At 46.8% G+C, this 23,992-nt stretch carries 26 protein-coding genes and 1 rRNA gene; 24 read left to right on the top strand and 3 right to left on the bottom strand.

Going from position 1 to position 23,992, the window contains the following annotated elements; translation table 11 throughout:
- Positions 1–34: 34 nt before the first annotated feature.
- Positions 35–259 (bottom strand): DUF1128 domain-containing protein, encoded by a 225-nt coding sequence (locus tag AC1DE7_RS18050; protein ID WP_036607002.1) that lies wholly within the window; start codon positions 257–259, stop codon positions 35–37.
- A gap of 158 nt (positions 260–417) precedes the next feature.
- Between AC1DE7_RS18050 and yyaC the strand changes: the two genes are divergently transcribed.
- The 5 genes from yyaC (at position 418) to AC1DE7_RS18025 (ending at position 6,940) form a co-directional block, all read left to right on the top strand.
- Positions 418–954: a spore protease YyaC gene (yyaC, locus tag AC1DE7_RS18045; protein ID WP_477534914.1), complete on the top strand. Its 537-nt coding sequence runs from the start codon at positions 418–420 to the stop codon at positions 952–954.
- Positions 955–1,035: 81 nt separating this feature from the next.
- Positions 1,036–1,827, top strand: a complete 792-nt coding sequence (locus AC1DE7_RS18040; RefSeq protein WP_036607004.1) for an alpha/beta fold hydrolase — start codon at positions 1,036–1,038, stop codon at positions 1,825–1,827.
- A 271-nt stretch (positions 1,828–2,098) separates the two neighbouring features.
- Positions 2,099–2,803 (top strand): DUF6483 family protein, encoded by a 705-nt coding sequence (locus tag AC1DE7_RS18035; RefSeq protein ID WP_076328910.1) that lies wholly within the window; start codon positions 2,099–2,101, stop codon positions 2,801–2,803.
- A gap of 96 nt (positions 2,804–2,899) precedes the next feature.
- Entirely contained in the window at positions 2,900–4,147 is a 1,248-nt protein-coding gene (locus AC1DE7_RS18030; protein ID WP_477534913.1) for a class I SAM-dependent methyltransferase, read from the top strand.
- 183 nt (positions 4,148–4,330) lie between these two features.
- Complete coding sequence (locus AC1DE7_RS18025; RefSeq protein ID WP_477534912.1) at positions 4,331–6,940, top strand: O-antigen ligase family protein; 2,610 nt, start codon at positions 4,331–4,333, stop codon at positions 6,938–6,940.
- Between the two features lie 653 nt (positions 6,941–7,593).
- Here AC1DE7_RS18025 and AC1DE7_RS18020 read toward each other — a convergent pair.
- The gene (locus AC1DE7_RS18020) at positions 7,594–7,941 is read right to left on the bottom strand and encodes a dehydrogenase (RefSeq protein WP_477534911.1); all 348 of its coding nucleotides are present in this window, start codon (positions 7,939–7,941) and stop codon (positions 7,594–7,596) included.
- Between the two features lie 160 nt (positions 7,942–8,101).
- Here AC1DE7_RS18020 and uptA point away from each other — a divergent pair, with 160 nt between their 5' ends.
- From uptA to AC1DE7_RS17935, 17 genes are all read left to right on the top strand, one after another.
- Positions 8,102–8,716, top strand: coding sequence for an undecaprenyl phosphate transporter UptA (gene uptA, locus AC1DE7_RS18015; protein ID WP_036607012.1), 615 nt, complete (start codon positions 8,102–8,104; stop codon positions 8,714–8,716).
- 2 nt (positions 8,717–8,718) lie between these two features.
- Positions 8,719–9,288, top strand: a complete 570-nt coding sequence (locus AC1DE7_RS18010) for a thioredoxin family protein (RefSeq protein ID WP_017692292.1) — start codon at positions 8,719–8,721, stop codon at positions 9,286–9,288.
- 6 nt (positions 9,289–9,294) lie between these two features.
- On the top strand, positions 9,295–9,927 hold the full coding sequence (locus tag AC1DE7_RS18005) for an MBL fold metallo-hydrolase (protein WP_036607016.1): 633 nt from the start codon (positions 9,295–9,297) through the stop codon (positions 9,925–9,927).
- A 532-nt stretch (positions 9,928–10,459) separates the two neighbouring features.
- Positions 10,460–10,726, top strand: a complete 267-nt coding sequence (locus AC1DE7_RS18000; protein ID WP_164783448.1) for a hypothetical protein — start codon at positions 10,460–10,462, stop codon at positions 10,724–10,726.
- A gap of 103 nt (positions 10,727–10,829) precedes the next feature.
- Positions 10,830–11,360, top strand: coding sequence for an RNA polymerase sigma factor SigY (sigY, locus tag AC1DE7_RS17995; RefSeq protein ID WP_036667999.1), 531 nt, complete (start codon positions 10,830–10,832; stop codon positions 11,358–11,360).
- A gap of 2 nt (positions 11,361–11,362) precedes the next feature.
- Entirely contained in the window at positions 11,363–11,698 is a 336-nt protein-coding gene (locus tag AC1DE7_RS17990; RefSeq protein ID WP_036667998.1) for a YxlC family protein, read from the top strand.
- On the top strand, positions 11,691–11,921 hold the full coding sequence (locus tag AC1DE7_RS17985) for a hypothetical protein (RefSeq protein ID WP_051449535.1): 231 nt from the start codon (positions 11,691–11,693) through the stop codon (positions 11,919–11,921). The genes AC1DE7_RS17990 and AC1DE7_RS17985 overlap by 8 nt, the downstream gene beginning before the upstream one ends.
- A gap of 131 nt (positions 11,922–12,052) precedes the next feature.
- Positions 12,053–12,436, top strand: a complete 384-nt coding sequence (locus AC1DE7_RS17980) for a hypothetical protein (protein ID WP_024631336.1) — start codon at positions 12,053–12,055, stop codon at positions 12,434–12,436.
- Between the two features lie 205 nt (positions 12,437–12,641).
- Entirely contained in the window at positions 12,642–12,929 is a 288-nt protein-coding gene (gene gatC, locus AC1DE7_RS17975; protein WP_036607033.1) for an Asp-tRNA(Asn)/Glu-tRNA(Gln) amidotransferase subunit GatC, read from the top strand.
- A 27-nt stretch (positions 12,930–12,956) separates the two neighbouring features.
- Positions 12,957–14,414, top strand: a complete 1,458-nt coding sequence (gatA, locus tag AC1DE7_RS17970) for an Asp-tRNA(Asn)/Glu-tRNA(Gln) amidotransferase subunit GatA (protein ID WP_477534910.1) — start codon at positions 12,957–12,959, stop codon at positions 14,412–14,414.
- Between the two features lie 26 nt (positions 14,415–14,440).
- A complete protein-coding gene (gene gatB / locus AC1DE7_RS17965) occupies positions 14,441–15,880 on the top strand; it encodes an Asp-tRNA(Asn)/Glu-tRNA(Gln) amidotransferase subunit GatB (protein WP_047841558.1) in 1,440 nt (479 codons plus the stop codon).
- 96 nt (positions 15,881–15,976) lie between these two features.
- Positions 15,977–16,441 carry a GNAT family N-acetyltransferase gene (locus AC1DE7_RS17960; protein WP_036607041.1) on the top strand — a complete coding sequence of 155 codons (465 nt, stop codon included), beginning with the start codon at positions 15,977–15,979 and terminating at the stop codon, positions 16,439–16,441.
- A gap of 32 nt (positions 16,442–16,473) precedes the next feature.
- A complete protein-coding gene (locus AC1DE7_RS17955; RefSeq protein WP_017692302.1) occupies positions 16,474–17,184 on the top strand; it encodes an MgtC/SapB family protein in 711 nt (236 codons plus the stop codon).
- Between the two features lie 146 nt (positions 17,185–17,330).
- The gene (locus AC1DE7_RS17950) at positions 17,331–17,924 is read left to right on the top strand and encodes a hypothetical protein (protein WP_036667995.1); all 594 of its coding nucleotides are present in this window, start codon (positions 17,331–17,333) and stop codon (positions 17,922–17,924) included.
- Between the two features lie 26 nt (positions 17,925–17,950).
- The gene (locus tag AC1DE7_RS17945) at positions 17,951–19,360 is read left to right on the top strand and encodes a DUF4097 family beta strand repeat-containing protein (protein ID WP_076253605.1); all 1,410 of its coding nucleotides are present in this window, start codon (positions 17,951–17,953) and stop codon (positions 19,358–19,360) included.
- A gap of 167 nt (positions 19,361–19,527) precedes the next feature.
- Positions 19,528–19,950: a peroxide-responsive transcriptional repressor PerR gene (gene perR, locus AC1DE7_RS17940; RefSeq protein ID WP_026081471.1), complete on the top strand. Its 423-nt coding sequence runs from the start codon at positions 19,528–19,530 to the stop codon at positions 19,948–19,950.
- A 140-nt stretch (positions 19,951–20,090) separates the two neighbouring features.
- The gene (locus AC1DE7_RS17935) at positions 20,091–21,821 is read left to right on the top strand and encodes a glycosyl hydrolase family 18 protein (protein ID WP_340018516.1); all 1,731 of its coding nucleotides are present in this window, start codon (positions 20,091–20,093) and stop codon (positions 21,819–21,821) included.
- Between the two features lie 271 nt (positions 21,822–22,092).
- Here the strand turns inward: AC1DE7_RS17935 and AC1DE7_RS17930 are convergent, their stop codons facing one another.
- The gene (locus AC1DE7_RS17930; protein WP_017692307.1) at positions 22,093–22,473 is read right to left on the bottom strand and encodes a DUF2614 family zinc ribbon-containing protein; all 381 of its coding nucleotides are present in this window, start codon (positions 22,471–22,473) and stop codon (positions 22,093–22,095) included.
- A 122-nt stretch (positions 22,474–22,595) separates the two neighbouring features.
- Between AC1DE7_RS17930 and AC1DE7_RS17925 the strand changes: the two genes are divergently transcribed.
- Positions 22,596–23,474, top strand: coding sequence for a nucleotidyltransferase-like protein (locus AC1DE7_RS17925; RefSeq protein ID WP_477534909.1), 879 nt, complete (start codon positions 22,596–22,598; stop codon positions 23,472–23,474).
- 456 nt (positions 23,475–23,930) lie between these two features.
- Positions 23,931–23,992, top strand: a 16S ribosomal RNA gene (locus AC1DE7_RS17920); the annotation flags it as partial.

Genomic DNA, 23,992 nt, shown 5'->3' with positions numbered 1-23,992 from the left:
CCACGGTGATGTGGAAAACAGGTCCTTTTTTGGCTTAAGATTTACGAAGATTACCCAGTTCCGAAGCGACAGCTTCCACTTCAGAGATACTGAGATGTTCCTTGCTCAAAATCATTTCATACAGGTCAAACAGATCTTCATATTTCTCAAGTGGGAATGAAGAAGCTTGCATGGCGGCACCGCTTGCCATACGAAGTTTGGTTTTGATCGCTTCAATCATATATTCCATATTGGCTGCTGTTGCTTGTGATAAATCCATCGTTAAGTTCATCCCTTCCGTATCGGAAACTCTTGTTATTGTATCATGATTGGAAGCGCTCAGGCTAATGCTTTTGCGAGGAAACCAAGCATCGGTTACAATGATGGATACAACAACAGGATTTAACGGAAACCTGAGTGTACTGGAGGGAATACAGTTTGGCAGCGTATAAGCGAGAAATGGTTCGCCATCAAGGAAGGGAAGTCCGCAAAGGCGTGCCTGCAGAGAATCTGGTCTTATTTTTCAAAAACATCGTTCAACTTCATTCTCCAGCTGAAATCACGTTTGTCTGCATCGGTACTGATCGTTCCACCGGGGATGCTCTGGGTCCAATGACAGGAAGTTTACTGCAAGAGAGCGGAATGGAGAACGTGATTGGCACGCTGTCTTCCCCTTGTGATGCAGATACGCTGGAAAAGAAATTGGCACTTATTCCTGCACACCATGCCATCATAGCGATTGATGCATGTCTGGGTCCAAAGCAGGCGGTAGGTACATACTATCTCTCGAATAACCCACTCATTCCGGCCCAATCGGTCGGAGGCAAGCTACCCCCTGTTGGACAATACAGTGTAGCAGCTGTGGTTAATGCGAATGGACCAAGGCCCTATTCCATTTTGCAGATGACCTCGCTTCACTTGGTTATGGGGATGTCCCGAACGATTGCAGATGCCGCAATTGAAGCATGGAAATGAAGACAAACGTTTCATTCATGATATGTAGGCTTAATAATATACAACCTGAATTATTTAATTCGCGCAGAGAGAGGGATTCATATGGAAAAAGTGATGTGTGATGGAACGACGATTTGTTATGCCGAACAAGGTAAGGGAGAAGCACTCATTTTGCTCCACGGATACTGTGGCAGTTCATCGTATTGGGATGAGGTCGTACCTGAACTGGCACGCAGCTATCGCTGTATCGTACCTGATCTGCGTGGACACGGAAAAACAGATGCACCTGTAGGAAGTTATACCATCGAACAGATGGGCAACGATGTATTACAGTTGATGGATGAGTTGAATGTGGAAAAAGCGGTCCTTCTGGGACACTCGATGGGGGGATACATTGCGCTCTCGATTGCACAACGTCACCCGGAGCGTTTGAATGCATTTGGTCTGATTCATTCGACAGCCTATCCGGACAGTGAAGAAGCCAAGGAAAAACGCCTTCGTGCTGTATCCACCATTCAGACCGAAGGTATCGTGAATTTTGTAGATGGACTGGTTCCCGGACTGTTTGCACCGGAACATGTGGAATCGTTATCTAAGCATGTAACACGTGTGAAGGAAATTGGATACCAGACTGCTCCTCAAGGTGCTGTTGGTGCTGCACTTGCTATGCGAGAACGCCCGGATCGCCGCGATGTGTTATCGGCTACACCTTTACCTGTATTGCTGGTTGCAGGAGAGAAGGATGCTGTTATCCCGCCAGAACGTACATTTACAAGTGACAAGCCACATATCGTGCAAGCCGTGATTGCGGGTGCAGGTCATATGAGCATGTATGAAGCTCCTGAAGAATTAATTCAGGTCATTAAACAATTTATGGCTGGATTATCGAAGTAATTGATGAAGTGATTTATGTTGATATCATTAAAATATAGTTTGGTTTCTGGATGATTCAACCTCTTGTGGAGGAGGAGTACCCAGTTCCATTTCAACCGAGCCCCTGCCACGTCCCTTTGGGATAGGCGGGGGCTTGGTGTGTTCATGTCCAGAGCAAAGACACGTGTGTCTTGTTTTTGGCTTTTTGTGATGGCATGAATTAAAATAAATATAAAGGAACGATATGAGGGCGATTGAATGTATAGGGTCGAATGATGAGGGGGCATACAGCATGTTCAGAAAAGATTATCTGCTCCGCATGATGGAGGAAATGACTGAAGCAATAGGCAAAGTGTTCACGCTCAAACAGCAGCGTAAGCACACCGAGGCATTGTCTGAACTGGATGAGTTGATGCGCAGGCAGTTTGGGTTGAACTTATCTCTACTGAACTCATTGCCAGCAGAGGATGTTATTGAAATGTTCCGTTTTCGCGGAATAATTGAGGTAGATAATCTGCAGCAAGCCGCGAGGCTGATTGAAGAAGAAGCTTACATCTATCAAGAGAAGGCCAAAGTGGAAGGCATAGATGATCAGGAGAGAATGGACGCAGAGGATGACGCCCTCATTCGATTGATGAGATCACTTCATTTTTACCTGTATGCATTGAATCATGGCGCTAATCCCAAGTTGTTGGACGCACCGGAACGGGTGGAGGGTGTGTTGGGGCTTACGAAAGAATATGAACTCCCTGCTCGAACCGAAAGACAGCTTGCCCTTTATCGTGAACAACAAGGGCGTTATGACCAGGCAGAGAACAGTTGGTACAGGCTGCTACAGCTTGGTGCTGAATTCCCGGTGAGCTACCGATATGATGTACAGGCGTTCTATGGAAGGTTGAGCCCACTCACGGATGAACAACTGGAGCAGGGCGGTCTGCCACGGAACGAAGTTGAAGAGGGACTAGCTGAACTAAGTCGTAAAGAGATGAACTCATAAAATATGGATTGGATCAAGGCCTGTTACATGCCTTTACTTGGAGAGGGAACGGAATTGTGGTATGGTAACGGTTGACCAAACCAAATCGAAAGTGAGATGTACCCCGTGGATTCATTGCGAAAGCTTATACAAGACATCTTTGAACAGAATTCGCTGATTACAGCGACCTGGAGCCAGCTGCGCAGACGGGACAATGTCTCGTATACCAAAGTGCAAGTCAAGCCGGTGACACTGAAGAATCAGCTGCATTATCAATTTGCATTTCATTATAACAACAAAGTGCTGCACGAGAATTTGACTCCGGCTGAAGCGGCTGAGCGCATGACTTTGTTATGCGAAGAGACGTTTCGTCAAGGGCTGCTCTGTACGACCGAGGCAGACTATCAAATTTTGATCAGCAAAAAATATAAAGTATCCATTCTGACCAAATCTGCTTCCAAAACTGCGGTGGATCTGTCGCATAATCGCAAGAAACAATATGTACTAGAAGAAGGCGTACCTGTATCGTTCCTCGTTGAACTTGGTATTATGAACGAAGAAGGTCGTGTGCTGGCCCGCAAGTATGACAAGTTCAGACAGATCAACCGTTTCCTCGAAATGGTGCAGGATGTCATTCCACATCTGCCGGAAGGACGTCCACTGACCATCGTTGATTTTGGTTGCGGCAAGTCTTATCTGACATTTGCGTTATATCATTATTTGTCTGTACAACAACGTCGTTCACTCAAGATTATTGGGCTGGACTTAAAGGCAGATGTAATTGAACACTGTAATGACCTGGCTAATCGATTGCATTATGGCGATCTGAAGTTTCTGGTTGGAGACATCGCGGACTACGATGAATTGAATGAAGTGGATATGGTTGTCACGCTGCATGCCTGTGATACAGCTACCGATGCTGCTTTGGAGAAGGCAGTTCGTTGGGGGGCTTCTGTTATTCTGTCTGTTCCTTGCTGTCAGCATGAACTGTTTGATCAAGTAGAGGCTTCCGTGATGAATCCGTTGTTGTCCCATGGCATCCTCAAGGAACGTTTTTCCGCACTGGCTACGGATGGGATTCGTGCCAAGTTGCTTGATCTGATGGGATACAAGACACAATTGCTTGAATTCATCGATATGGAGAATACGCCTAAAAACATATTGATTCGTGCTGTTCGCGGTCAGGCTGGCGAAGTGACGGAGATGTGGAATGAATACACAGCTTTCCGTGATTTCATTCATGCTGATCCATATTTGGAGCGGGCTTGTGCCGATTTGCTTCCTGGCGATGGCAAGCAGGCCGATGGGGAATCAAAATCGAGCAAAGAAACCGTTCAAGATTCCGCAAATTGCGACCTTTGCTGAGTGTGCCAACGCCAATCCAGGGACATACTGCAATTAGGGTCCCTGAATGTAAAATGATATTCAATGCACATACTGCGTAGTAAGCAACATCATAACTGTCAGATGTATATCAGGCAGAAGGACCCGTTATCGGGATCTTCTGTCTTTTTGTTATGCATATGGAGCGGTGGAAGGAGGGTAGAGATGAAGAATAGGACAATGGATAAGGGAGTTGTGAGGGATAGACGAGGGTATGCGGCGAACGAGGTAATAGTGAAACAGGCGTTTGAACGGTCTCACCATGCAAATGGTACAGAATATGTAGATAACAGGGACTTATGTAATGGGGACAGTAAGGGCAGTAAAGACAGTAAAGACAGTACATATAATAGGGAAGATACATACAACAAAGATGATACGTATAAAAAAGAGGATAAAAATAATCCAAATGGAGCTATTCAGACCGATGCGTCAGGGAGTTTTTCTCAAAGTTTGAGGTGTAAACGTTATTCAGGATCTGGGTGGACTGTTGGGTTGGGCATACTCTCTATTGTCTTGCTGCTTGCAGGATGTCTGAGTCGGGGACTGTACTATCAAGCGGATATGTACCCTGTCCTATTGATCGCAGCAGGAAGCATATTGATTATGTTTTTGCTTTTCCTTGTAGGTATTCGTCCACAGAAGGCGAGTGAACGAATACCTATGTCATTGGGACAGGGTCGGGGGAGACTCGAACGAATCGTTGAGAAAATTTTTCGATTTCCAGGAATGTGGCGGGTATTATGGCCGCTGGGGATGATGACATGTTTTGGGCTACATGCATGGGTAGGCTCGGTGAGTAAACAGGGCAGCATGGATGAGATGCTGCGGTGGAGCCTACTTGCGATGTTTACGCTGCTCACTGCAATACTGGCTACGCGCACGGATGGTGCGCGTTGGTTAGCTTGCGGTTGGCAGATGGCAGGAGGCTTGCTTGTGCTAAGCGGCATCCTTGCCGTATGCGGGATATTGCCGCTGCCCTTCGGGGTGATGCGGACTGCTGACCCCGAGATCAGCTCCGCCGGAGCAAGGCTCAGCGGACTATTGCAGTACCCGAATGCGTACGGTGCCGTTGTTGGCATGTACGCATTGGAGCGGCTGACAGCCGCCGCACGAGTCATAGCCCGGCCTGTACCGGCCGGGCGACTCATCGCGGCAGTGCTGCCGCTCATGCCTGCGCAAGCCGCGCTTCTGCTGAGCGAGTCGCGCGGCGCTTGGCTGGCGACCGGCTGCGCCGCGGTCGCCGCCTTTGCTTTGCAGCGGCGCGGTGCCCGCCTGCCGCTGCTGCTGGCCATGGCCGCACCACTGGCGTGCGCGGCCTGGCTGTACCGCCAGCTGGTTGCTGCCCAGCTGGCGCCTGCACCCGTGCCCGGCCTGCTGGCACTGGCCGGGGCATGGGCAGCTGCGCTGCTCGGCACGCTGCTGCTGTGCCGTCTATGGCACAGCGGCGCCGCCAAGGCTCCACGCGCCGCTGCCCTGACGGCCATCGTGCTGGCGGGAGCCGCCGCCGCACTAATGGCCGTGGCCTCCACCGCCGATCGCATCGCGGCGGGTGTCGGCACTGGGGTGTCCCGCCTACAGATGTGGCGGGACGCCCTCCAGCTGTGGACCGAGGCCGCATGGCTCGGCCACGGTGGGGATACATGGCGCAACATATTCCGCGCCATTCAATCCTCGCCTTATGTCGGAGGCGAGGTCCACAACGGCCTGCTCGATCTCGCCCTGGACACGGGCATGATCGGCATCGTGCTTGTCGCAGGGTGGTTTCTCCTCACCCTGCGAAGCATCTTTCATTTTGCACCGCAGCTCATGCCTTCTGTGCTTATTTTTGGCCTGCATGGGGCGATGGACTTTGACTGGAGCTTTACATTATTTTGGATGCTCTTCATCTGGCTCGGTGCTTGGGCAACTGCATTGAAGACGGAAACAGAGGGAGTCCAACGATCCGGCGTAACTGTAAAATACACTCCTATCAGATCCAAATCGGGATCTAAATTGAGATCTAAATCGAGATCTAAATCCAGATCCAGATCCAGATCTCTTTTCTTGCGATATTTATCAACCGAATCCCACCCATCAGCTGTCTCGATGCGTTCCTTCTTTCATATTTTTCAGCGAGTAACTGCTTGGCTAATAAGGGTATCCACAGTGATGATCATCCTTTTCTGGATTGGTGGAACAGTCTGGCTGACCTCTCGATATGCCGTAGCAGAAGTGCAGTACCATCAGGCGATGTCTGAACCGGATGGCACACCAGCACAGAAGGTGCATCTTATGGCTGCTCTTCAGTCTAACCCGAATCGACCGGATATCGTGATATCCCTTGCACGATCTCTTCCGGGACGAGAAGCAGAATCATTCCTTTTGAACAGCTTGTCCCATTCCCCGATGCACCCTCAGATTTACATCGAACTGGGACGATTGGTAGCCCAATTCGGCGAAGGACAGCAGGCTGGAGAATATTTTGAACAAGCGATCGCATTGAATCGGTATGATGGCATTGGCCAATCCACGGCTTTGTATTGGATGGAGCAGGCAACGCGGCGGGAATGGAAGGCAGGATTCACGGATCGAGCCCGACAGACTGCCGCCGCTGGTGTCCAGATGTATGAACGGTATCAACTGCTGACGGAGGAAGTGGAGGCAGGAAACGTTCGCAATGATCGTCGTTTTGTACTGGAAGAACATGCTCCAGGCTATGGAGAGAACCTGCGCAGGCTTGCTTCGGGTTCTTCTCCTCCGTTCACTCCAGAGTTGACCAAGCGGAGCCCTTGAATCACTGCTGGATCTTGACGTTTACCCAAGCTATATGATGATGGATGTCAACGTCTAAAAATTCTGGGAGTCCAAGCCGGTTGCTCCTCGCGGATGGGTATGCGATTTTCTAAGGAACACAGGACGTCTTATTTGGCCTTTAGCTCCTCCTTTTAAATTGTAAGGAACATCAGACACGTTATTTCCGGAAATTCCCTAACAAAAACCTATAAAAGGTCAAAAATTCCGATATAACGTGTCTCAGGTTCCTTAGATTTCTGCAGACGCTTCAAATCGTTGAATAAGACGCCTCAGATTCGTTACCGCTCATGGGCTTGGGCTTGAGTATGAGAATGAGCATGAAAATATAATCCCAGCTTATGTTCATGCTCCCCATGGTGGTCGGCTCCATGCTCTGCTCGATCCGCAAGCCAGAGGACGACCCTGAACTCCGCCCAGAGCGAAGCTTTACATCATAAGTGAGCAATTCGCATTTATGTTGTCTCTATCGCTTGCTCGTACGTGAAGGGGGCATTAACATCACACGTTAAGGACACAGTGCCCGTGCCCTCACCCGTTCCTAACATGTTCAGATTCGCTTAAGATTCGCTTCAGCTTTGCTACGTCTTTCAGTAGGTTTGAAGACACAGCTATCTGCCTCATTCCTCCATAATCTACAGACGATAACCGCCAAATGCGTGCTGAAACGCATCTTTTAATGGTTCAACGTCTACTTCCCACATCGCGGCGATCTCTGCACTGACATCCTTGTTCCACCACTCACATAATTTCTTGCGGTTATCGCGATTCTCCCCAATCCAGAGCAGATTTGTGATCACTTTACCGTAATAATATTCTTCCGCCTGTTTCATCCGTTCGGGAGAGACATATACTTTTAGCCTTTTGGCTGTCCGGTACAATTCCTTGCTGCATGCTCTGCGAATTCCTCTGGCGGAAGGAAGGTTTTGACCGGATTGCTTATGTTTGACCGGCGGAGAACCGGGTATTGACTTGTGTGACATCTTCTCACGCTCCTCTCCCCATACCATATGCGGACTGCTACGAACGGGACACTATCCCAACCTCGTGAAGTAGCAACGTCCACAGCCCTGTGATAAAATAGGGACGAACATCCATGGTGCGGAGGGGCACCGCCAATCAGGATGGAGAAAGAGGGTTGAGATGGACTTTATTCATAACCTTGTTGGCCAATTGTTCGATTGGATTCAAAGTCTTGGGTACTTTGGAATCATGCTTGGATTAATGTTGGAAGTTATCCCAAGCGAAATTGTGCTGGCGTATGGAGGTTTTCTCGTTTCACAAGGTAATATCAACTTCTTCGGTGCTATGATTTTTGGTACTGTGGGCGGTGTGATTGCCCAGTTATTTATTTACTGGATTGGCCGTTATGGCGGCAGACCTGTACTTGAACGCTACGGTAAATACATACTCATCCAGAAAAAACACATCGACCATTCCGAGGAGTGGTTCCGCAAGTATGGTACAGGTGTCATTTTCACAGCGCGTTTTGTTCCGGTGGTAAGACATGCAATCTCCATCCCGGCTGGCATCACGAAAATGCACACAGGCAAATTCATCTTGCTTACTACACTCGCTGTTATACCTTGGACTGCATTGTTTATATATTTAGGGATGATTCTTGGAGATCAATGGAAGCATATTGATGAGAAAGCGGCACCATATGTTATGCCTATTTTGCTTGTCGCTCTCGCCCTTATGATCGTTTATGTACTTATTAAATGGATGAATGTTCGTAAAAAGAAAGGAAGTGTCTAGTCATGGGTAAACCCAACTTGTCTCACAAATTCGGTAAAGGTCTTCCACCGAAAGATTTTATCGAGAGTATGACCAAGAACCAAAGTGAATTCCAGGCCAACTATGATAGCTTTACTTGGTCGAACGAAGAGGATCGTGAGTTCTTTGAGAGCCTGAACCATCGCGATGATCTGCGTGTGTTAATTTTGGCTGCTGACTGGTGCGGGGATGTTGTCCGTAATATTCCGGTTGTGTTCCAGGCGCTTGAAATCTCAGGAATTCCAACAGAAGTTCTGATTATGGAGAACCATCCGGAAGTGATGGATGAGTTCCTGACGATGGGTGGCCGTTCCGTGCCAGTCGTTATTTTTGCAGATACAGGTGGTCATGTGTTAGGTCAGTGGGGACCTCGTCCGCAGCATGTACAGGAAGTCATGATTGAATTCAAACGCCTTAATCCGGATCGTGAAGCAGCAGATTATCAAGAAAATTTGGCTGTAGCGCGTCAAGAGATTGGTAAACGTTATGGGGAAGGAACGGAGTCACATGCGGCCATTATCCGTGAGCTGCGTGAACTGATTTCGGGTTACTAAGCCGATATGCTTAACATTCGTACGTTTACACTAGGCCCGCTTCAGACCAACGCGTATCTTCTACAAGGAGATGATCCGGGCAAAGCCGTCATTATCGATCCAGGCATGAATCCAGGGCCGCTGCTTAAGGCGATCCAAGACTTGGAGATCGAAGCCATTCTCCTCACTCATGCTCACTTTGATCATATGGGCGGGGTAGATGAGATCCGTAAATTGAAGGGATGTCCCGTTTATCTTCATGACTTGGAGAGTGACTGGCTCACCACCCCGAAATTAAATGGATCTTTGAATTGGCCACAGGCGACACCACCGCTTTCGACAGATCCTGCTGAATATGCCATGGACGAAGGGCAGAAGCTGAATCTGATTGGTCATACGTTTAAAGTGTTCCATACACCTGGACATTCACCAGGCAGTGTAAGTTTGCTTTGTGATAACGACCTGTTTGCCGGTGATGTGCTGTTCCGCATGGGTGTGGGCAGAACGGACCTGACAGGAGGGCGTGAACGGGATCTGATTGATTCAATCCAGAACAAGCTTTACACCTTTGCTGATGAAGTGAAAGTATATCCAGGTCATGGTCCCAAAACGACCATTGGTTATGAGAAACAGAACAATCCTTACGTGTCCGCAAGATAATCCGACATGATATGTGAAGAAAGTCTGGACAAGTGACAACTTTTTCATTAGAATAGCAATTAGTTGTTACAAGCGTTAAGGCATCATCTAACTGAAGCATTACCAAGAAACACCCAACCTCGCGAAGCACGCAGACTGTGGTCTATACCCGGTTTGCGTTCTTTTTTTTGTTTTCAGCCCCTTTTTATCACAGAATTAGCCTTTTTTACGCTACATAGAGATGCAAGATGCGCTTCATCACAAGCCAGTTTTAGACCAATAGCAAGTACAGATTGATTTAGAAATGATGAGTTTAAGAAAAATAGTATATAAGTTGAACTAATCATTTACACAATAACGGAGAGGGCAGAAAAAACCTGTAAAAGCGAAGCTACAAGCTTTCTGCAAGAAAGCAACTTCGAAAGCATAAGCTATCACCGGATTTCCCCTTTAAGAAAAGGGAATCAAAAAATCTGGGGATAACAGCGATTGGAAGGTTATTCCGTCATCGTAGTGTCAGTGTAAATAATCTTTAGTTCAACTTATATAGATCATGAGAGTGGGGAATATCAAAGTGGAGAAAACAAGAGTTATTCCGTTGAATCAGCGTGTCGAGTATCCGATCATTGAAGAAAACCGTCGCATATTGGAAAGTGGGAAAAGAGAAACAGGTACTGAGCGAGCTTTAATACATAACCCTAGCGTGACCAATGAAGTGGTTAAGTCTCAGCAGAATATATGGGCAAGCCGTGTTTTAAGAAACGGAGCCCGCAACCAACCGTGGTTCGACAAGCTGCAAGATTACCGGAATCAAGTCTGATTGCCCGGGAAATTGTCGGGTTTAAATTTTTTTTTGATTTCATTGAACGTTTTTGCAGAGCCTGTCGTATTAACTCCAGATTGAACGGGAAGCAGGTGATTTCATGATAAAGGTAGCTGAGCTTGAAGAGGTACGCAGAGCAGTATCGGGAGACGATAGCGCACTCGCAGCGTTGTTGCAACGTCACTACACGTTTGTGTATAAGTATCTTGTCAAAGTGACAATGGACGCTAACCTCGCAGAAGAGACGGTGCAAGATACGATGATTCGTTGTATGGAAAATATCCATCGATATGATGGCACGTCTGCCTTTTCATCATGGATGATCACCATTGCGACCCGCATCTATATCGATAAGACAAGACGTAAGAAGAGAGAACAGAACTGGCTTGCTCTCATTCGGGATCAGGCTGTACGTCGATTCCGCTGGCAGCTTGAGATTCGGAATGAAGAATGGACAGATGTCATGGATGCGATGACAAGACTGACACCCGAACATCGTGTTGCAGTGTTACTGAAGCATTATTATGGATACGGGTATGACGAGATCGGGGAAATGCTGGATATTCCTGCGGGAACGGTGAAGTCACGCACAGCTTATGGTCTCCGTCAGTTAAGAAAGGAGCTGGAATAAGGATGAGCAGATCAGATGATGCACAAGAACAAGAAGTTGTGGAACGATTGCAGCAACACATGAAAGTGCTGGATGATGCATTTGATCCGACAAGTATTCCTTCTTTGGGTGCACTTGAAGCCCAAGTCAGGGAACGGAGACAGATTAGACGTCGAGCCAATTGGATTGAGATGATATGTTTCTGGTTGGTTGGATTGCTTGCCATTACCTTTGGGGCATTATTTTTCGTATCTGCTCCAGCTCTTTATCTGGGAATCCAGGCGCTTGGTACAGCTGTTGCGGTGATTTTGGCTGTGATCTGGGCCGGACGGCGCCGGAAGGAGGTTCGTCATGAATAAAATACATTATTCATTGGATGAGATTTCTCCACTGTGGCTTACATTGCTTGGCATTTTTCTTCTGGTTCAGGGCACATGGATCTTTCAGGACGCACGCAGACGTGGACGTTTCCCTTGGTTATGGGGATTATGGGGAATCACAGGATTTCCCACGCCGCTTATAATATATTGGTTTGTCGTGATTCGATCACAGCGCAAGCCAGGTGTACGGAAACAGAAATAACATCATTTTAAAAATGGAAAAAAGATTTTGCACAAATATGTTGTTTAATTCTAGTATTCCTAGACATCGTTATTCTTTTCTAGTAGACTATACAAATAAATATTAATGATAGACTACCAGGAGGTTAGACGATGCTGCGATTAGGAGAGAAGGTTGTCATCGTCGCGGATGCGTTTGAGCAGAATCTTCCTGTGGGGGAATATGGTTTCATCATCGCTTATGACCGGAATCCGGACAATGCGTTCGATTACGTGCTTCGAGTGCCGCAGGTGAACCGGAACTTTTTTGTTCCATCCGGCGACGTCGATCTGGAAGAGGTTCTGCTGAAGCAGGAAGCTGAGCGGGTCGAGCGAGAAGCGTTGATAGATTACGCCCTTGCGACACACAATGAGAAGCTGTTTCATCATCTGATGAACGGAGATTTTCAAGCTGTGGAAGAGGAAGAGGAAACCGCGAACGATGTTATGTCACAGGCGGATTTTATAAAGCAGGTTAATCTGCGTGCATGGATTTAGAATTTTAAGAGTCGGCTGATGCCGGCTCTTTTTTATTTTATAAGTTTGATTTTAGCTTCCCGGAAGCCTGTCAGGTCATTTGCATTGAATTGTCGAACTATCTCACCTATAATGAAAAAAGTTATCTTGAGACTTTAGCCCGTTAAACGAGCGATTCGTTTCAGGTCGTTTCGGGAATCAGAACGAATGAAGGAGGCATCCGCTAATGAGTATTTCGAATAATGACGTTCAGCATGTGGCCAAGCTGGCCCGGCTCAACTTGACTGCTGAAGAAGAACAGACCCTGACAGGTCAGCTGAACGCGATTTTAAAATATGCAGAAAAGCTGAATGAGCTGGATACAGAAGACATCGAGCCCACCACTCACGTTCTGCACGTAAGCAATGTTATGCGTGAAGATGAGACCAAAGAAAGCCTGTCGATTGAACAGGTGATGCGCAATGCACCGGAAGAAGAAGACGGGCAGTTTAAAGTGCCTGCAGTAATGGAATAACGGATAACCGGAAGGAGGACAAAAACTGTGAGTTTATTTGAACAATCGTTGCCTGAGTTACATAACAAGTTGCATGCCAAAGAGCTGTCGGTCAGCGATTTGGTGGATCAGGCGTATCAGAACATTGGCGCGCATGATGATAAAGTTAAGGCATATTTGGCACTGGATGAAGAAAAAGCACGCGCTCGTGCACGTCAACTGGATGACCGTCTGGTTAGCGGCGAGGAGAAAGGTTTGCTTTTTGGTCTGCCTGTAGGTATTAAGGATAACATCGTTACGAACGGACTGCGCACGACGTGTGGTAGCCAATTCCTTCGTAATTTCGACCCGGTGTATGACGCGACAGTTGTCCAGAAATTGAAAGCTGCAGACACCGTAACTATTGGTAAACTCAACATGGACGAATTCGCCATGGGCGGCTCCAATGAGAATTCAAGTTTCTCCCCTGTACGTAATCCATGGGCACTTGATCGTGTTCCAGGAGGTTCCAGCGGTGGTTCGGCAGCAGCTGTAGCTGCGGGAGAAGCATACTTCACGCTTGGATCAGATACAGGTGGCTCCATCAGACAGCCTGCTTCGTATTGCGGTGTTGTTGGATTGAAGCCGACGTACGGACTTGTTTCCCGCTTTGGATTGGTTGCATTTGCATCATCCCTGGATCAGATTGGTCCTTTGACGAAAAATGTTGAAGATTCTGCTTATGTATTGCAAGCCATTGCTGGTTATGACGCCAAAGATTCGACATCTGCAAAAGTAGAAATCCCGGATTATTTGAGCGGACTGACAGGTGATGTCAAAGGGCTTCGCATTGCCGTTCCGAAGGAATACATCGGCGAAGGCGTAGATCCACAAGTGAAAGAGACAGTTTTGTCTGCATTGAAAGTTCTTGAAGGGCTCGGGGCAACATGGGAAGAAGTATCCCTTCCGCATACCGAATATGCGGTGGCTACGTATTACCTGCTGGCATCTTCAGAGGCTTCTTCCAACTTGGCTCGATTTGATGGTGTACGTTATGGCGTGCGTGCTGACAATCCGGATAACTTGCTGGATCTGTACCATCAGTCCCGCAGTCAAGGTTTTGGTCCGGAAGTGAAACGACGTATCATGCTCGGAACGTATGCACTCAGCTCGGGTTACTATGATGCCTATTATCTGAAAGCACAGAAGGTACGTACATTGATCAAACAGGATTTCGACAATGTATTTGCCAAATATGATGTGATTATCGGACCAACTGCGCCAACTACGGCGTTCAAACTGGGTTCACAGGTGGATGATCCACTTACGATGTATCTGAACGATATTTTGACTATTCCGGTTAACCTTGCTGGTGTACCTGCTGTTAGCATTCCATGTGGATTCTCGGATGGATTGCCTGTTGGCCTGCAGATTATCGGTAAAGCCTTTGATGAAACAACCGTATTGCGTGTAGCGCATGCGTTTGAACAAAATACAGAATTCCACAAGCAGCGTCCGCAGCTGTAGACTGCCCGGAACGGAGGAATATAGAAATGTCCGCATCTAAATATGAAACGGTCGTTGGACTTGAAGTCCACGTGGAGTTGCATACCAACTCCAAAATTTTCTGTGGCTGCTCCACAGCTTTTGGAGCTCCGCCGAATACGCATACCTGCCCGGTCTGTCTCGGACATCCGGGTGTACTGCCTGTATTGAATCGTCAGGCGGTAGACTACGCCATGAAGGCAGCGATGGCCCTGAATTGTACGATTGCTGATGTCAGCAAGTTTGACCGTAAAAACTACTTTTACCCCGATTCACCAAAGGCCTACCAGATCTCGCAATTCGATCAACCGATTGGTGAGAACGGCTGGATTGATATTGAAGTAAATGGTGAAACGAAACGAATCGGCATCACGCGTCTTCACTTGGAGGAAGATGCAGGGAAGCTTACACATATTGATGGCGGATACGCTTCTTTGGTGGACTTTAACCGTGTCGGTACTCCACTTGTGGAGATTGTATCCGAACCTGAGATTTCTTCTCCGGAAGAGGCACGTGCGTATCTTGAAAAAATGCGTGCAATCATGCAGTACTGTGATGTGTCGGACGTGAAGATGGAAGAAGGATCACTGCGTTGTGACGCCAACATCAGTTTGCGTCCACATGGACAGGAGAAGCTGGGAACAAGAGCCGAGCTGAAGAACATGAACTCCTTCCGTGGTGTTCAGCGTGGTCTCGAATATGAACAATACCGTCAGGCTGAGATTCTGGATGATGGCGGTGAAGTGGTTCAGGAGACGCGTCGCTGGGACGAAGCTCAAGGGAAAACACTGTCGATGCGTGGTAAGGAACAGGCGCATGACTATCGTTATTTCCCGGACCCGGATCTGGTGAAGCTGCATATCGATGAAGCCTGGAAAGAGCGGATCAGAGCTACCATACCTGAGCTTCCAGACGAGCGCAAGGCGCGTTACACGGCTGATTATGGATTGCCTAGTTATGATGCAGAGGTTATTACCTCCTCCAAAGCTGTGGCAGATCTTTTTGAAGATAGTCTGAAATACACTCAGGATGCGAAGTCCGTATCCAACTGGATCATGGGCGACTTGCTGGGTTACCTGAATACGAGCAACCTTGAAGTGACTCAAGTTCCACTGACAGGTCAAGGCTTGGGTGAGATGATTGGCCTGCTTGAGAAGGGCACAATCAACAGCAAAATCGCCAAAACGGTATTCAAGGAAATGCTGGAGAGCGGCAAGCTTCCACAGCAGATCGTTGAAGAGAAGGGTCTTGTGCAGATTAGTGATGAAGGCGCCATTCTTGCCATCGTTGAGCAGGTTGTAGCGAATAATCCTCAATCCGTGGAAGACTATAAAGCTGGTAAACAAAAAGCCATTGGCTTCCTTGTTGGTCAGGTTATGAAAGAAAGTAAAGGCAAGGCGAATCCCGCTCTAGCCAACCAACTGCTTGCAGATGTACTGAACCGCTAATCCTTCCGGTGAGGCCGGACAGAAAGAGGCTCGTCCCTGTGACAGCCTCTTTTTGGTATTGATAGATACAAATGTATTTCGGACGGGGGAACGGATATGAACATTCAACCATTGTCACTGAGTGATCTGGAGACGTTGGGACAGTTATGGAGACTACAACATGTAGCTTATCGATTGGAAGCCGAAATCATCGGATTTCAGGAGATTCCTCCTTTGATGGATACGATGGAGACACTTCGGGATTGTGGAGAGAGTTTTTATGGCTGTATCCATGATGACGGAGAGCTTATCGGGGCTGTCGCTGTAGCGGAGGAAGAGGAGAATACACTGACCATTACACGAATGATGGTGCACCCGGATCACTTTCGCAAGGGAATTGCGGCATCTTTGATGACGTATGTGTTGGAACAGCATGCGGATCTTCCGCGTTATATCGTCTCCACAGGAACGTTGAATCAGCCCGCAGTGAATCTGTACACCAAATTTGGTTTTAATCCCGTGGAGGTCACACAGATTGCACCTGGAGTGGAATTAACGACTTTTCACAAGAATAAACTTTAATAATATTAACAACTTGAGGAGGAATACCGACTTTGGGCGATCCCTGGTTCATTGATGAGTGGCACATTTTATTACGATTATTGCTGGCTATGCTGCTTGGAGGGCTCGTAGGCCTGGAGCGGGAACGGTCCAATCATGCTGCCGGTTTGCGTACCCATATCCTGGTATGTCTTGGCTCTGCACTGATTATGATGTTGTCTGTTTATGGCTTTAAAGATTTTGCTAATGAATTAAACGTAAGGATTGATCCAGCGCGTCTGGCTACTGCTGTAATTACTGGTGTCGGATTCCTGGGAGCAGGGACAATTCTCTTCACGGGAAAATCCATTACCGGACTGACTACAGCAGCTTCAATCTGGGTTGTTGCAGCCATTGGGCTCGCAGCAGGTGCGGGATTCTTTTTTGCCTCTATCGTATCCACCGTTCTGGTATTGCTTAATCTCTGGGTATTTAACAAATTAGAGCTAAGGTATCTACGAGGGAACAAACTGCATGTCGTTACACTTCATACCTTGTCAGAACCCGGTTTTCTCGAACAACTGTCTTCATGTATGGAGCAGGAGAAGATCAAAATTCGTAAAATTACCGTGAATGAACAAGACTTGGCTTATGCAGAGATGGTGTCGGTTGAACGTAAAATTGAGATTGTGTTACATGTTCAGGTACCGCATGATTTCCAAACGGTAGGCTTGGTATCCAAGTTAAGACAATGGGAACACGTTACCAAGGTGTCGATCGAATAATGAATTACAACCCTCCCCAGGCCAGTAGTGCCGGAGGGTTTTTGGTCATATCCATATTTCTTCCAGTTACTCTCCTTGCTCTTTAGGGTACTATCTAACCAAATGCATGAAGAGCGGAAGGTCAGATCAGAAGAGAGGAGTATGTTATGAAACGGAGACGTCAATTGAACCAAAAGACTCGTACAGTTCAGACCAAACCGGTCAGAAATCGGACTCACAAGTTTATTGCGGGATTACTGAGTGCCATTATTCCTGGTCTGGGTCATATTTATCTGAGATTGTACATGAGGGGTTTGACCTTTATGCTGCTTGTTTTGCTTGATCTGTCAGCAGTGTTGTACTTCTCATCCATTGGTATACAGATCAATGTGCCATTGCTCATCTTGCTGGCTTTGTGTATTCCGGTTATTTACTTTTACAATGTATATGATGTGTTGCAATCTGCAGATTGGGTCATGATGCGCAGACGTAGAGCAGTAACCCAGGCAACTTCGGACAAGCCGATAACCAATGAACGTTCTACACGAGATGCAATGATGGTCTGGGAGAGAGGCATATCGTTTGGATTACTTCTGATTGTGGGAGGATCTTTAATGGTACTTTTTTTCCGCAAACCACGTTGGTTTCAAGAGCTTCTCGCCATGTACGGCGGATATTCATTTGCGGTTCTCATGATCGTAGGCGGTTTGCTTCTGTTTGGTCGTGAGTTCTGGGTGATGTTGAACAAGAAAAAAATGTAGTGGAAACGATACAAGGAGGGAACGTGATGAACCGTAAAGTCCGGGTTGGCCGCTATACGGCTGCCGCCTTAATCATAGCGGTCGGTGTGCTGTTGATTTTGGATAAACGGTGGGGAACTGACTACGTATATGAGATGGTGGACTGGTGGCCATTTTTGCTCGTTGTTTTGGGTGTTGAATATATTGTGCTGTTTCTGTGGACACGCAGAAGAAACAAGGTGCAATCGGATAACCCGAGCAATCCTGATGAGCAAATCAAAGTACGTTTCAGACCCGATGCCAAAGGCATTCTAACCTCACTGATTTTGGCAGCTTCCGTATTTATCGTTACCGAGCAGGATCATTACATGCACTTATGGAATAGAGTGAGTCTAAATCTCGGAGCGGCATCCATGGACTACAGTCAAGCGGCAGGATATATGGAGGATAAGGGCACGATTCGTGTACCTGTTCGCATGGATACGTCAGATCTGGTGGTTGAAGGTGTCAACGGAGATATCTCGGTACAACGCGGAGATACGGATGAGATTGAAGTACGGACGGTGATCTGGGTAGATCAGACGACGGAAGTACAGGCAAAGGCCGTTGCAGCAGCCTCTTTTGTAGAGGCCGATGGTACAAAAGTGATTTATATCAAAGCTACAGGCAAGACGTATGGAGACAATGAAAAAACGCAGCCGCGTATGAATCTTACCATAACGATCCCGGATGATCGTCGTTTTAATCTGGATATTCGAACTTCCAATGGAGCCATATTATTAAACCGTCCGGAAGCCATTAGTACCATACTGGCCGAAACGGGTAACGGACGTATCCGGATTACCAATGCTGTTGGAGATATCTCCGGGAAAACGTTGAACGGGGATGTCATTGTAGCCAACGCCATAGGTAATGTCGATCTGGACAGTAACCGTGGAGATATGAAGGCTCGCGGTATTTCCGGCGATGTAGATCTTGCTACACAAGTGGGAAGTATCAGTATTGCGGACTCCGTTGGTGAATTCATCGCAGAGACACGCAACGGCAATATTACGCTGGATGGAGCCAATCTGGGAATCAAAGCCCAATCGCTTAATGGCAGTATTAACATCGTATCTACCAAAGTCGGAGGGGACTGGGATGTGTACAGTGCGGTGGGAGCCATTAACGTATTACTTCCTGATCGTGGAGACTACAGTCTTGCGGGTTCCAGCAGTTATGGAGATCTAAGTACGGATCTGCCGTTCAAAGTACAGAATAAAACCATAGAAGGCCAGCTCGGTGAGGGCGAGTACAGGGTGAAAATTGAAGGCAACAGTGATCTCACCATTCAGAGTAACCCGGCTGTATCTACGCCTGAAACAGTTACACCTGATTCTGAAGATACGGCTGAGAATCTGGAACAGACAACCGAAGACGGAGCAAATTCCCAGGAGGATTCTACAGAGGTTCCTTGACTGCCGCGTTGACAATAAACTTGTAATCGCCGTACAATAAATGTACACTGGCAAGATTACACGGCATGAAAGATGGATTGTCGTTCTTAATGGCCGGGAATCAACTCTGAGCGAGGAGACGGTAACTTACTCTTCACCAGAGAATGAAAGGTAAGGCGGTGGGTTTTATGGCAACACGTGTCCAACATGCGTTGGAGCATCTGAAAACGACCGGTGTCCGTATTACACCCCAGCGTCATGCCATATTGAACTATCTGATGGAATCCATGGGGCATCCGACAGCCGATGAAATTTACCGAGCCCTTGAACCCCAATTTCCCAGTATGAGCGTGGCAACGGTATATAATAATTTGAAGATGTTTCTGGAAGCTGGCATGGTCCGGGAATTGACATACGGAGATAATTCAAGTCGCTTCGATGCCAATGTGACGGATCATTATCATGTTATCTGTGATCAATGCGGCAAGATTGAAGACTTCAGCTATCCTTCACTCAAAAGTGTAGAGCTTCAGGCGGAGTCTAGTACAGGATTCGAAGTACACGGTCACCGATTGGAAGTATATGGCGTTTGCAAAAGTTGCAGGGATTAAGAGAGTTGAATTACAATATTAACGTGCAGAATTCAGTATGGATTCTTCACGTTTTTTTTTAGCATTTATGCAAAATGCTCATCTTTATAACAACTTATGCGCACATCCTTATGATCAGCATAATTAACGGAGGTAGACGTTTGGGTAGAAAAAGCAGATATACACGTCAGAAGCGACGTTCATTTTGGCCCGGTTTTCTCGGGGCTTGTCTGATCGCCGGGGGGGCTTACTGGCTTATAACAAATGTATGGTTGAACCAGACCCATGAAGACCCCGACTGGGTAGGAAGAAGCCAGCCTATTTTTGTAGATGGGCAACTGATGGATGGAGACGCTCTGGGTACAGGAGATCAACTCAAGTTGCCTGTAGATGTGCTACAAGAAGCGATTGATGCAGGCATACGTTATGAATCAGAATCGGGAGATATCATTATTGCCTCTCCTCAGCGAGTCCTTCATATGAAAGATGGAAGCACACAAGCAGAACTTAATCACAAAGATTATCCTATGACAGTTAAGCCTGAGGTTAAGGACGGAGAAGCCTATATTCCGCTCAAACCTTTGAAAGAAGTATATGGCATAACCGTACAGGAAGATTCAGTAACAGGTGCTGTGCTGCTGATGCGTGGTGGAGACATGATACAGTATGCAGAGATTGATACGTTATCATCCAAAGCCGACAAAACGGTGCCGTTATATAAACGTGGGGGAGAATCCTCACCAATCATTGCCGACATGGAAAAGGATGCACGGGTACGTGTTTGGCAGACGGGTGATAAACAGAGTTTTGTTCAACTCGATAATGGATACGCCGGATATGTAGATAATGATTATATTGTCCTCACCGAGAAAAAGAAGGTGGACTTGCCCAAGTATACGCTGACTGCAGTAGAGAAGAAGTGGCAGAATAAACCGGTAAATCTGGTTTGGGAAGCCGTGTACAATCGTCAGCCTGATGTGGGCTCTATCGGTAAAATGCCAGGTGTGAATGTGGTCAGCCCCACATGGTTTCATATTACGGATGGACAGGGCACTGTGAAAAGCAAGGGAAACCAAGCTTATGTGAACTGGGCTCACCGTTCGGGTATGGAAGTATGGGGACTCATGGATAACAGCTTTGATCCGGACGTTACAAAAGAAGCTGTAGCTTCTTACGAGACACGTACTCATATTATTGAGCAGATGTTAGAGTATGCACAGACGTATCAACTGGATGGTATCAACATCGATTTTGAGAACGTGTATACCGATGACGGGCCGAATATTACGCAGTTTGTGCGCGAGATCAAGGCGATGGCTCGTATACATGGATTGATGTTATCAATTGATGTAACACCAAAATCAAACAGTGAGATGTGGTCTGCCTTTCTGGATCGCCGTGCATTAGGTTCTTTTGCAGACTATGTTATTGTGATGGCTTATGATGAACATTGGGCGGCCAGTCCCAAGGCAGGTTCAGTAGCATCTCTGCCTTGGACCGAGGCTTCCATGAGACGCATACTTGAGGAGGATGAAGTCCCTTCTAACAAGTTGATCATGGCGGTTCCGCTCTATACCCGGATATGGACGGAAGAGACGAATGATCAGGGTGAGGTTAAAGTGTCTTCCAAAGCGGTGGGCATGAATGCCATTGTGGAGCTGATCCAAGAGAAGAAACTCAAACCTGAACTGGATCAGGCAAGTGGACAGAACTATGTGGAATATAAGGAAGACGGAGCTACCAAGAAAATATGGATCGAAGATGCCGTGTCCCTTCAGGCGCGTGTGGATTTGATTGCTTCGCTGAAGCTGGGCGGAGTAGCAGCATGGAATCGAAGCTTTGCTAATGCTTCTGCATGGGAGGTATTGAAGCAGGCTGGGTACCAGAAATAATTTACTCATGCTCCGTGTTCGACGGATCTCTTCTCTTGTTTTGCTTTGCAAAAGTCAGAAGTTGCCCTCGTCTGATACCATCTTACATGTAATTTATCATTTTATTAGTCATAGAAATTATAACTTAACTTCATATCTTAGCATTGATAACAGCAACAAGGCTTACTTACAAGCCAAGTCCAAAAAGGTCCGGTAAACATACCGGGCCTTTTTTTTTGTTCTTCAATGAAATTAAGGGAAAAGACATTTAGCGGTTGGAGATCATATCGTGCTAACCATCGGTGGGGGGAGCTTGTGTAGAAGGCGCTTTCAGTTGTTGACTGGTCATGTTGGCTTTATTAGGGTCCAGGGTGAGGATGGTATGACAGAACATACAACGATCCGTTTTGCCAAGCATCTTGGTTAACTTCCCGCATTCCGGACAGTCGACTTGTACTGCACTGGTGGAGAGCATACCCGCCCAGAAATAAATGGCTAGACTGGCCATCATGGCAATCAGTCCGATGACGAGTCCGACAGCTGCGAATACCTTGCCTGCATGTCCCCAGAAAACAATCCCGGCTGTTCCCAGTATCATTAGGCCCATACCTAGCATGGTCAGTAGTAATCCCCAAGTGCGAAAAGCATTAATTTTTGCTGATTTAAAAATCATGAAAAATGCTCCTATCGTATGAGTAGTATTGGACCTGGAAAAGAAGGAAACTTCAGTCTGGATGTAGAATTACATTATAACTGACTTGGCGCTTATCTGCCATGAAATGTATGGAGGGAATCGTGGAATTAAAGAACCTTGCTTTTTTGTCCGAACAGTCGGAAGAGACAGGGGCAGTTGGGGCTATCGCTTATTCCCACCCGGGAGAGCGATTCCACGGCTCCCTAATTCAAGATTTCGAATTATTAGTACTTGTTGTTCATAATGATGATCAATTGAAGTCGACGGTCGGACATTACAGATATGGTGATCTTCGTTATCAGATGATCTATGCGAGCCGTCATGAATTAAAGAGTAGTGTAGTAACCGGGAATCATAATAATCTCACCCAGTGTCTGATTGAAGGTGAGATTATCTGGGAAGCGGACAGCGCCTTAAGTGATTTGCGAGAAGAACTGTCTACCTATGGGGCAGAATTGCGTGAGCAGAAGCTGCTTCATGAATTCACCAGTTTCTTGAGAATGTATGTGGAGGCCAAACGTCATATTCAGGAAGGTCATGTTGTAGACGCCTACTACAATGTATTAGAGGCTCTGGGGAACTGGGCAAGAATTGTATTGATTGAACAGGGGATATACCCGGATCATGCCGTCTGGACACATGTGCAGAATCTGGATCGCGCTTTATGGAAACTTTATCAAGAGCTTACCGTAAGCTCGGAGACGCTGGAGCAGCGAGTAGAGCTTGTCCTGCTTGCCTGTGAGTTTTCCGTAATGTCCAAAATGAGTGAGTGCTCAGAACTGCTGCTGCGTGTGTTAAGAAGTCGCAAGGAGCCGTGGAGCATGAATGAACTTGTTCATCATCCACAGTTAAGATTTGTTCGAGAAGATCTGCCTTTGGTAATACGTAAGCTGGTCTTTCGTTCTATTGTAAAAGAATCGGCAGGATGGCCATCAATCGGAGGAGAGGGCCGGGAAATTCGGTATTGGATTGAGGCATAACCTTCTCCAGAGGCCTGACATTATATTGATAACATAAGGGAGGGGAAACCTTCCTTTTTTGTTTGTTTAATAATTTATAAAAAGATGTTGACTCTCATTCACGATATATGATACATTATATTTCGTTCCTCAAACGAGATTATCGCCAACAAACGATAAATTCTTCAGAGGAAAAGTGAAGAACTAAAGCTTCAAAAAAGAAATTAAAAAAAGTTCTTGACGAAAATAAACGAAATGTGTTACATTATTTAAGTCGCCGCCGAAACTTGGTTGAGACGAAAAAAAGTAAAACAAATCGTGTTTGATCTTTGAAAACTGAACAACGAGTGAGTAAACATTCTGCTTGCAGAATGAACGCGAAAGTTTGAGACAAGCCTTGGCTTGAATCGRCTGGAGCACAAATGAGATTTTTAATCTCGTCAGATTCAAAATGAGCTTATCGCTCTTTTCAATACTTTATTGGAGAGTTTGATCCTGGCTCAGGACGAACGCTGGCGGCATGCCTAATACATGCAAGT

The organism is Paenibacillus sp. 10L310 (genome assembly GCF_056395745.1).
The sequence above is the reverse complement of the archived record's forward strand: the minus strand, read 5'-3'. Positions and strand labels throughout refer to the sequence as shown.

Coding starts and splice junctions, on each gene's coding strand:
- AC1DE7_RS17960 (WP_036607041.1), top strand. CDS start 15,977: ATGAACATTCAACCATTGTCACTGAGTGATCTGGAGACGTTGGGACAG.
- AC1DE7_RS18005 (WP_036607016.1), top strand. CDS start 9,295: ATGCTTAACATTCGTACGTTTACACTAGGCCCGCTTCAGACCAACGCG.
- gatB (WP_047841558.1), top strand. CDS start 14,441: ATGTCCGCATCTAAATATGAAACGGTCGTTGGACTTGAAGTCCACGTG.
- sigY (WP_036667999.1), top strand. CDS start 10,830: ATGATAAAGGTAGCTGAGCTTGAAGAGGTACGCAGAGCAGTATCGGGA.
- perR (WP_026081471.1), top strand. CDS start 19,528: ATGGCAACACGTGTCCAACATGCGTTGGAGCATCTGAAAACGACCGGT.
- AC1DE7_RS18020 (WP_477534911.1), bottom strand. CDS start 7,941: ATGTCACACAAGTCAATACCCGGTTCTCCGCCGGTCAAACATAAGCAA.
- AC1DE7_RS18025 (WP_477534912.1), top strand. CDS start 4,331: ATGAAGAATAGGACAATGGATAAGGGAGTTGTGAGGGATAGACGAGGG.
- AC1DE7_RS18050 (WP_036607002.1), bottom strand. CDS start 259: ATGGATTTATCACAAGCAACAGCAGCCAATATGGAATATATGATTGAA.
- AC1DE7_RS17985 (WP_051449535.1), top strand. CDS start 11,691: ATGAATAAAATACATTATTCATTGGATGAGATTTCTCCACTGTGGCTT.
- AC1DE7_RS17950 (WP_036667995.1), top strand. CDS start 17,331: ATGAAACGGAGACGTCAATTGAACCAAAAGACTCGTACAGTTCAGACC.
- uptA (WP_036607012.1), top strand. CDS start 8,102: ATGGACTTTATTCATAACCTTGTTGGCCAATTGTTCGATTGGATTCAA.
- AC1DE7_RS18000 (WP_164783448.1), top strand. CDS start 10,460: ATGAGAGTGGGGAATATCAAAGTGGAGAAAACAAGAGTTATTCCGTTG.
- AC1DE7_RS17990 (WP_036667998.1), top strand. CDS start 11,363: ATGAGCAGATCAGATGATGCACAAGAACAAGAAGTTGTGGAACGATTG.
- AC1DE7_RS18030 (WP_477534913.1), top strand. CDS start 2,900: ATGTACCCCGTGGATTCATTGCGAAAGCTTATACAAGACATCTTTGAA.
- AC1DE7_RS17980 (WP_024631336.1), top strand. CDS start 12,053: ATGCTGCGATTAGGAGAGAAGGTTGTCATCGTCGCGGATGCGTTTGAG.
- gatC (WP_036607033.1), top strand. CDS start 12,642: ATGAGTATTTCGAATAATGACGTTCAGCATGTGGCCAAGCTGGCCCGG.
- AC1DE7_RS17945 (WP_076253605.1), top strand. CDS start 17,951: ATGAACCGTAAAGTCCGGGTTGGCCGCTATACGGCTGCCGCCTTAATC.
- AC1DE7_RS18010 (WP_017692292.1), top strand. CDS start 8,719: ATGGGTAAACCCAACTTGTCTCACAAATTCGGTAAAGGTCTTCCACCG.
- AC1DE7_RS18040 (WP_036607004.1), top strand. CDS start 1,036: ATGGAAAAAGTGATGTGTGATGGAACGACGATTTGTTATGCCGAACAA.
- AC1DE7_RS18035 (WP_076328910.1), top strand. CDS start 2,099: ATGTTCAGAAAAGATTATCTGCTCCGCATGATGGAGGAAATGACTGAA.
- AC1DE7_RS17930 (WP_017692307.1), bottom strand. CDS start 22,473: ATGATTTTTAAATCAGCAAAAATTAATGCTTTTCGCACTTGGGGATTA.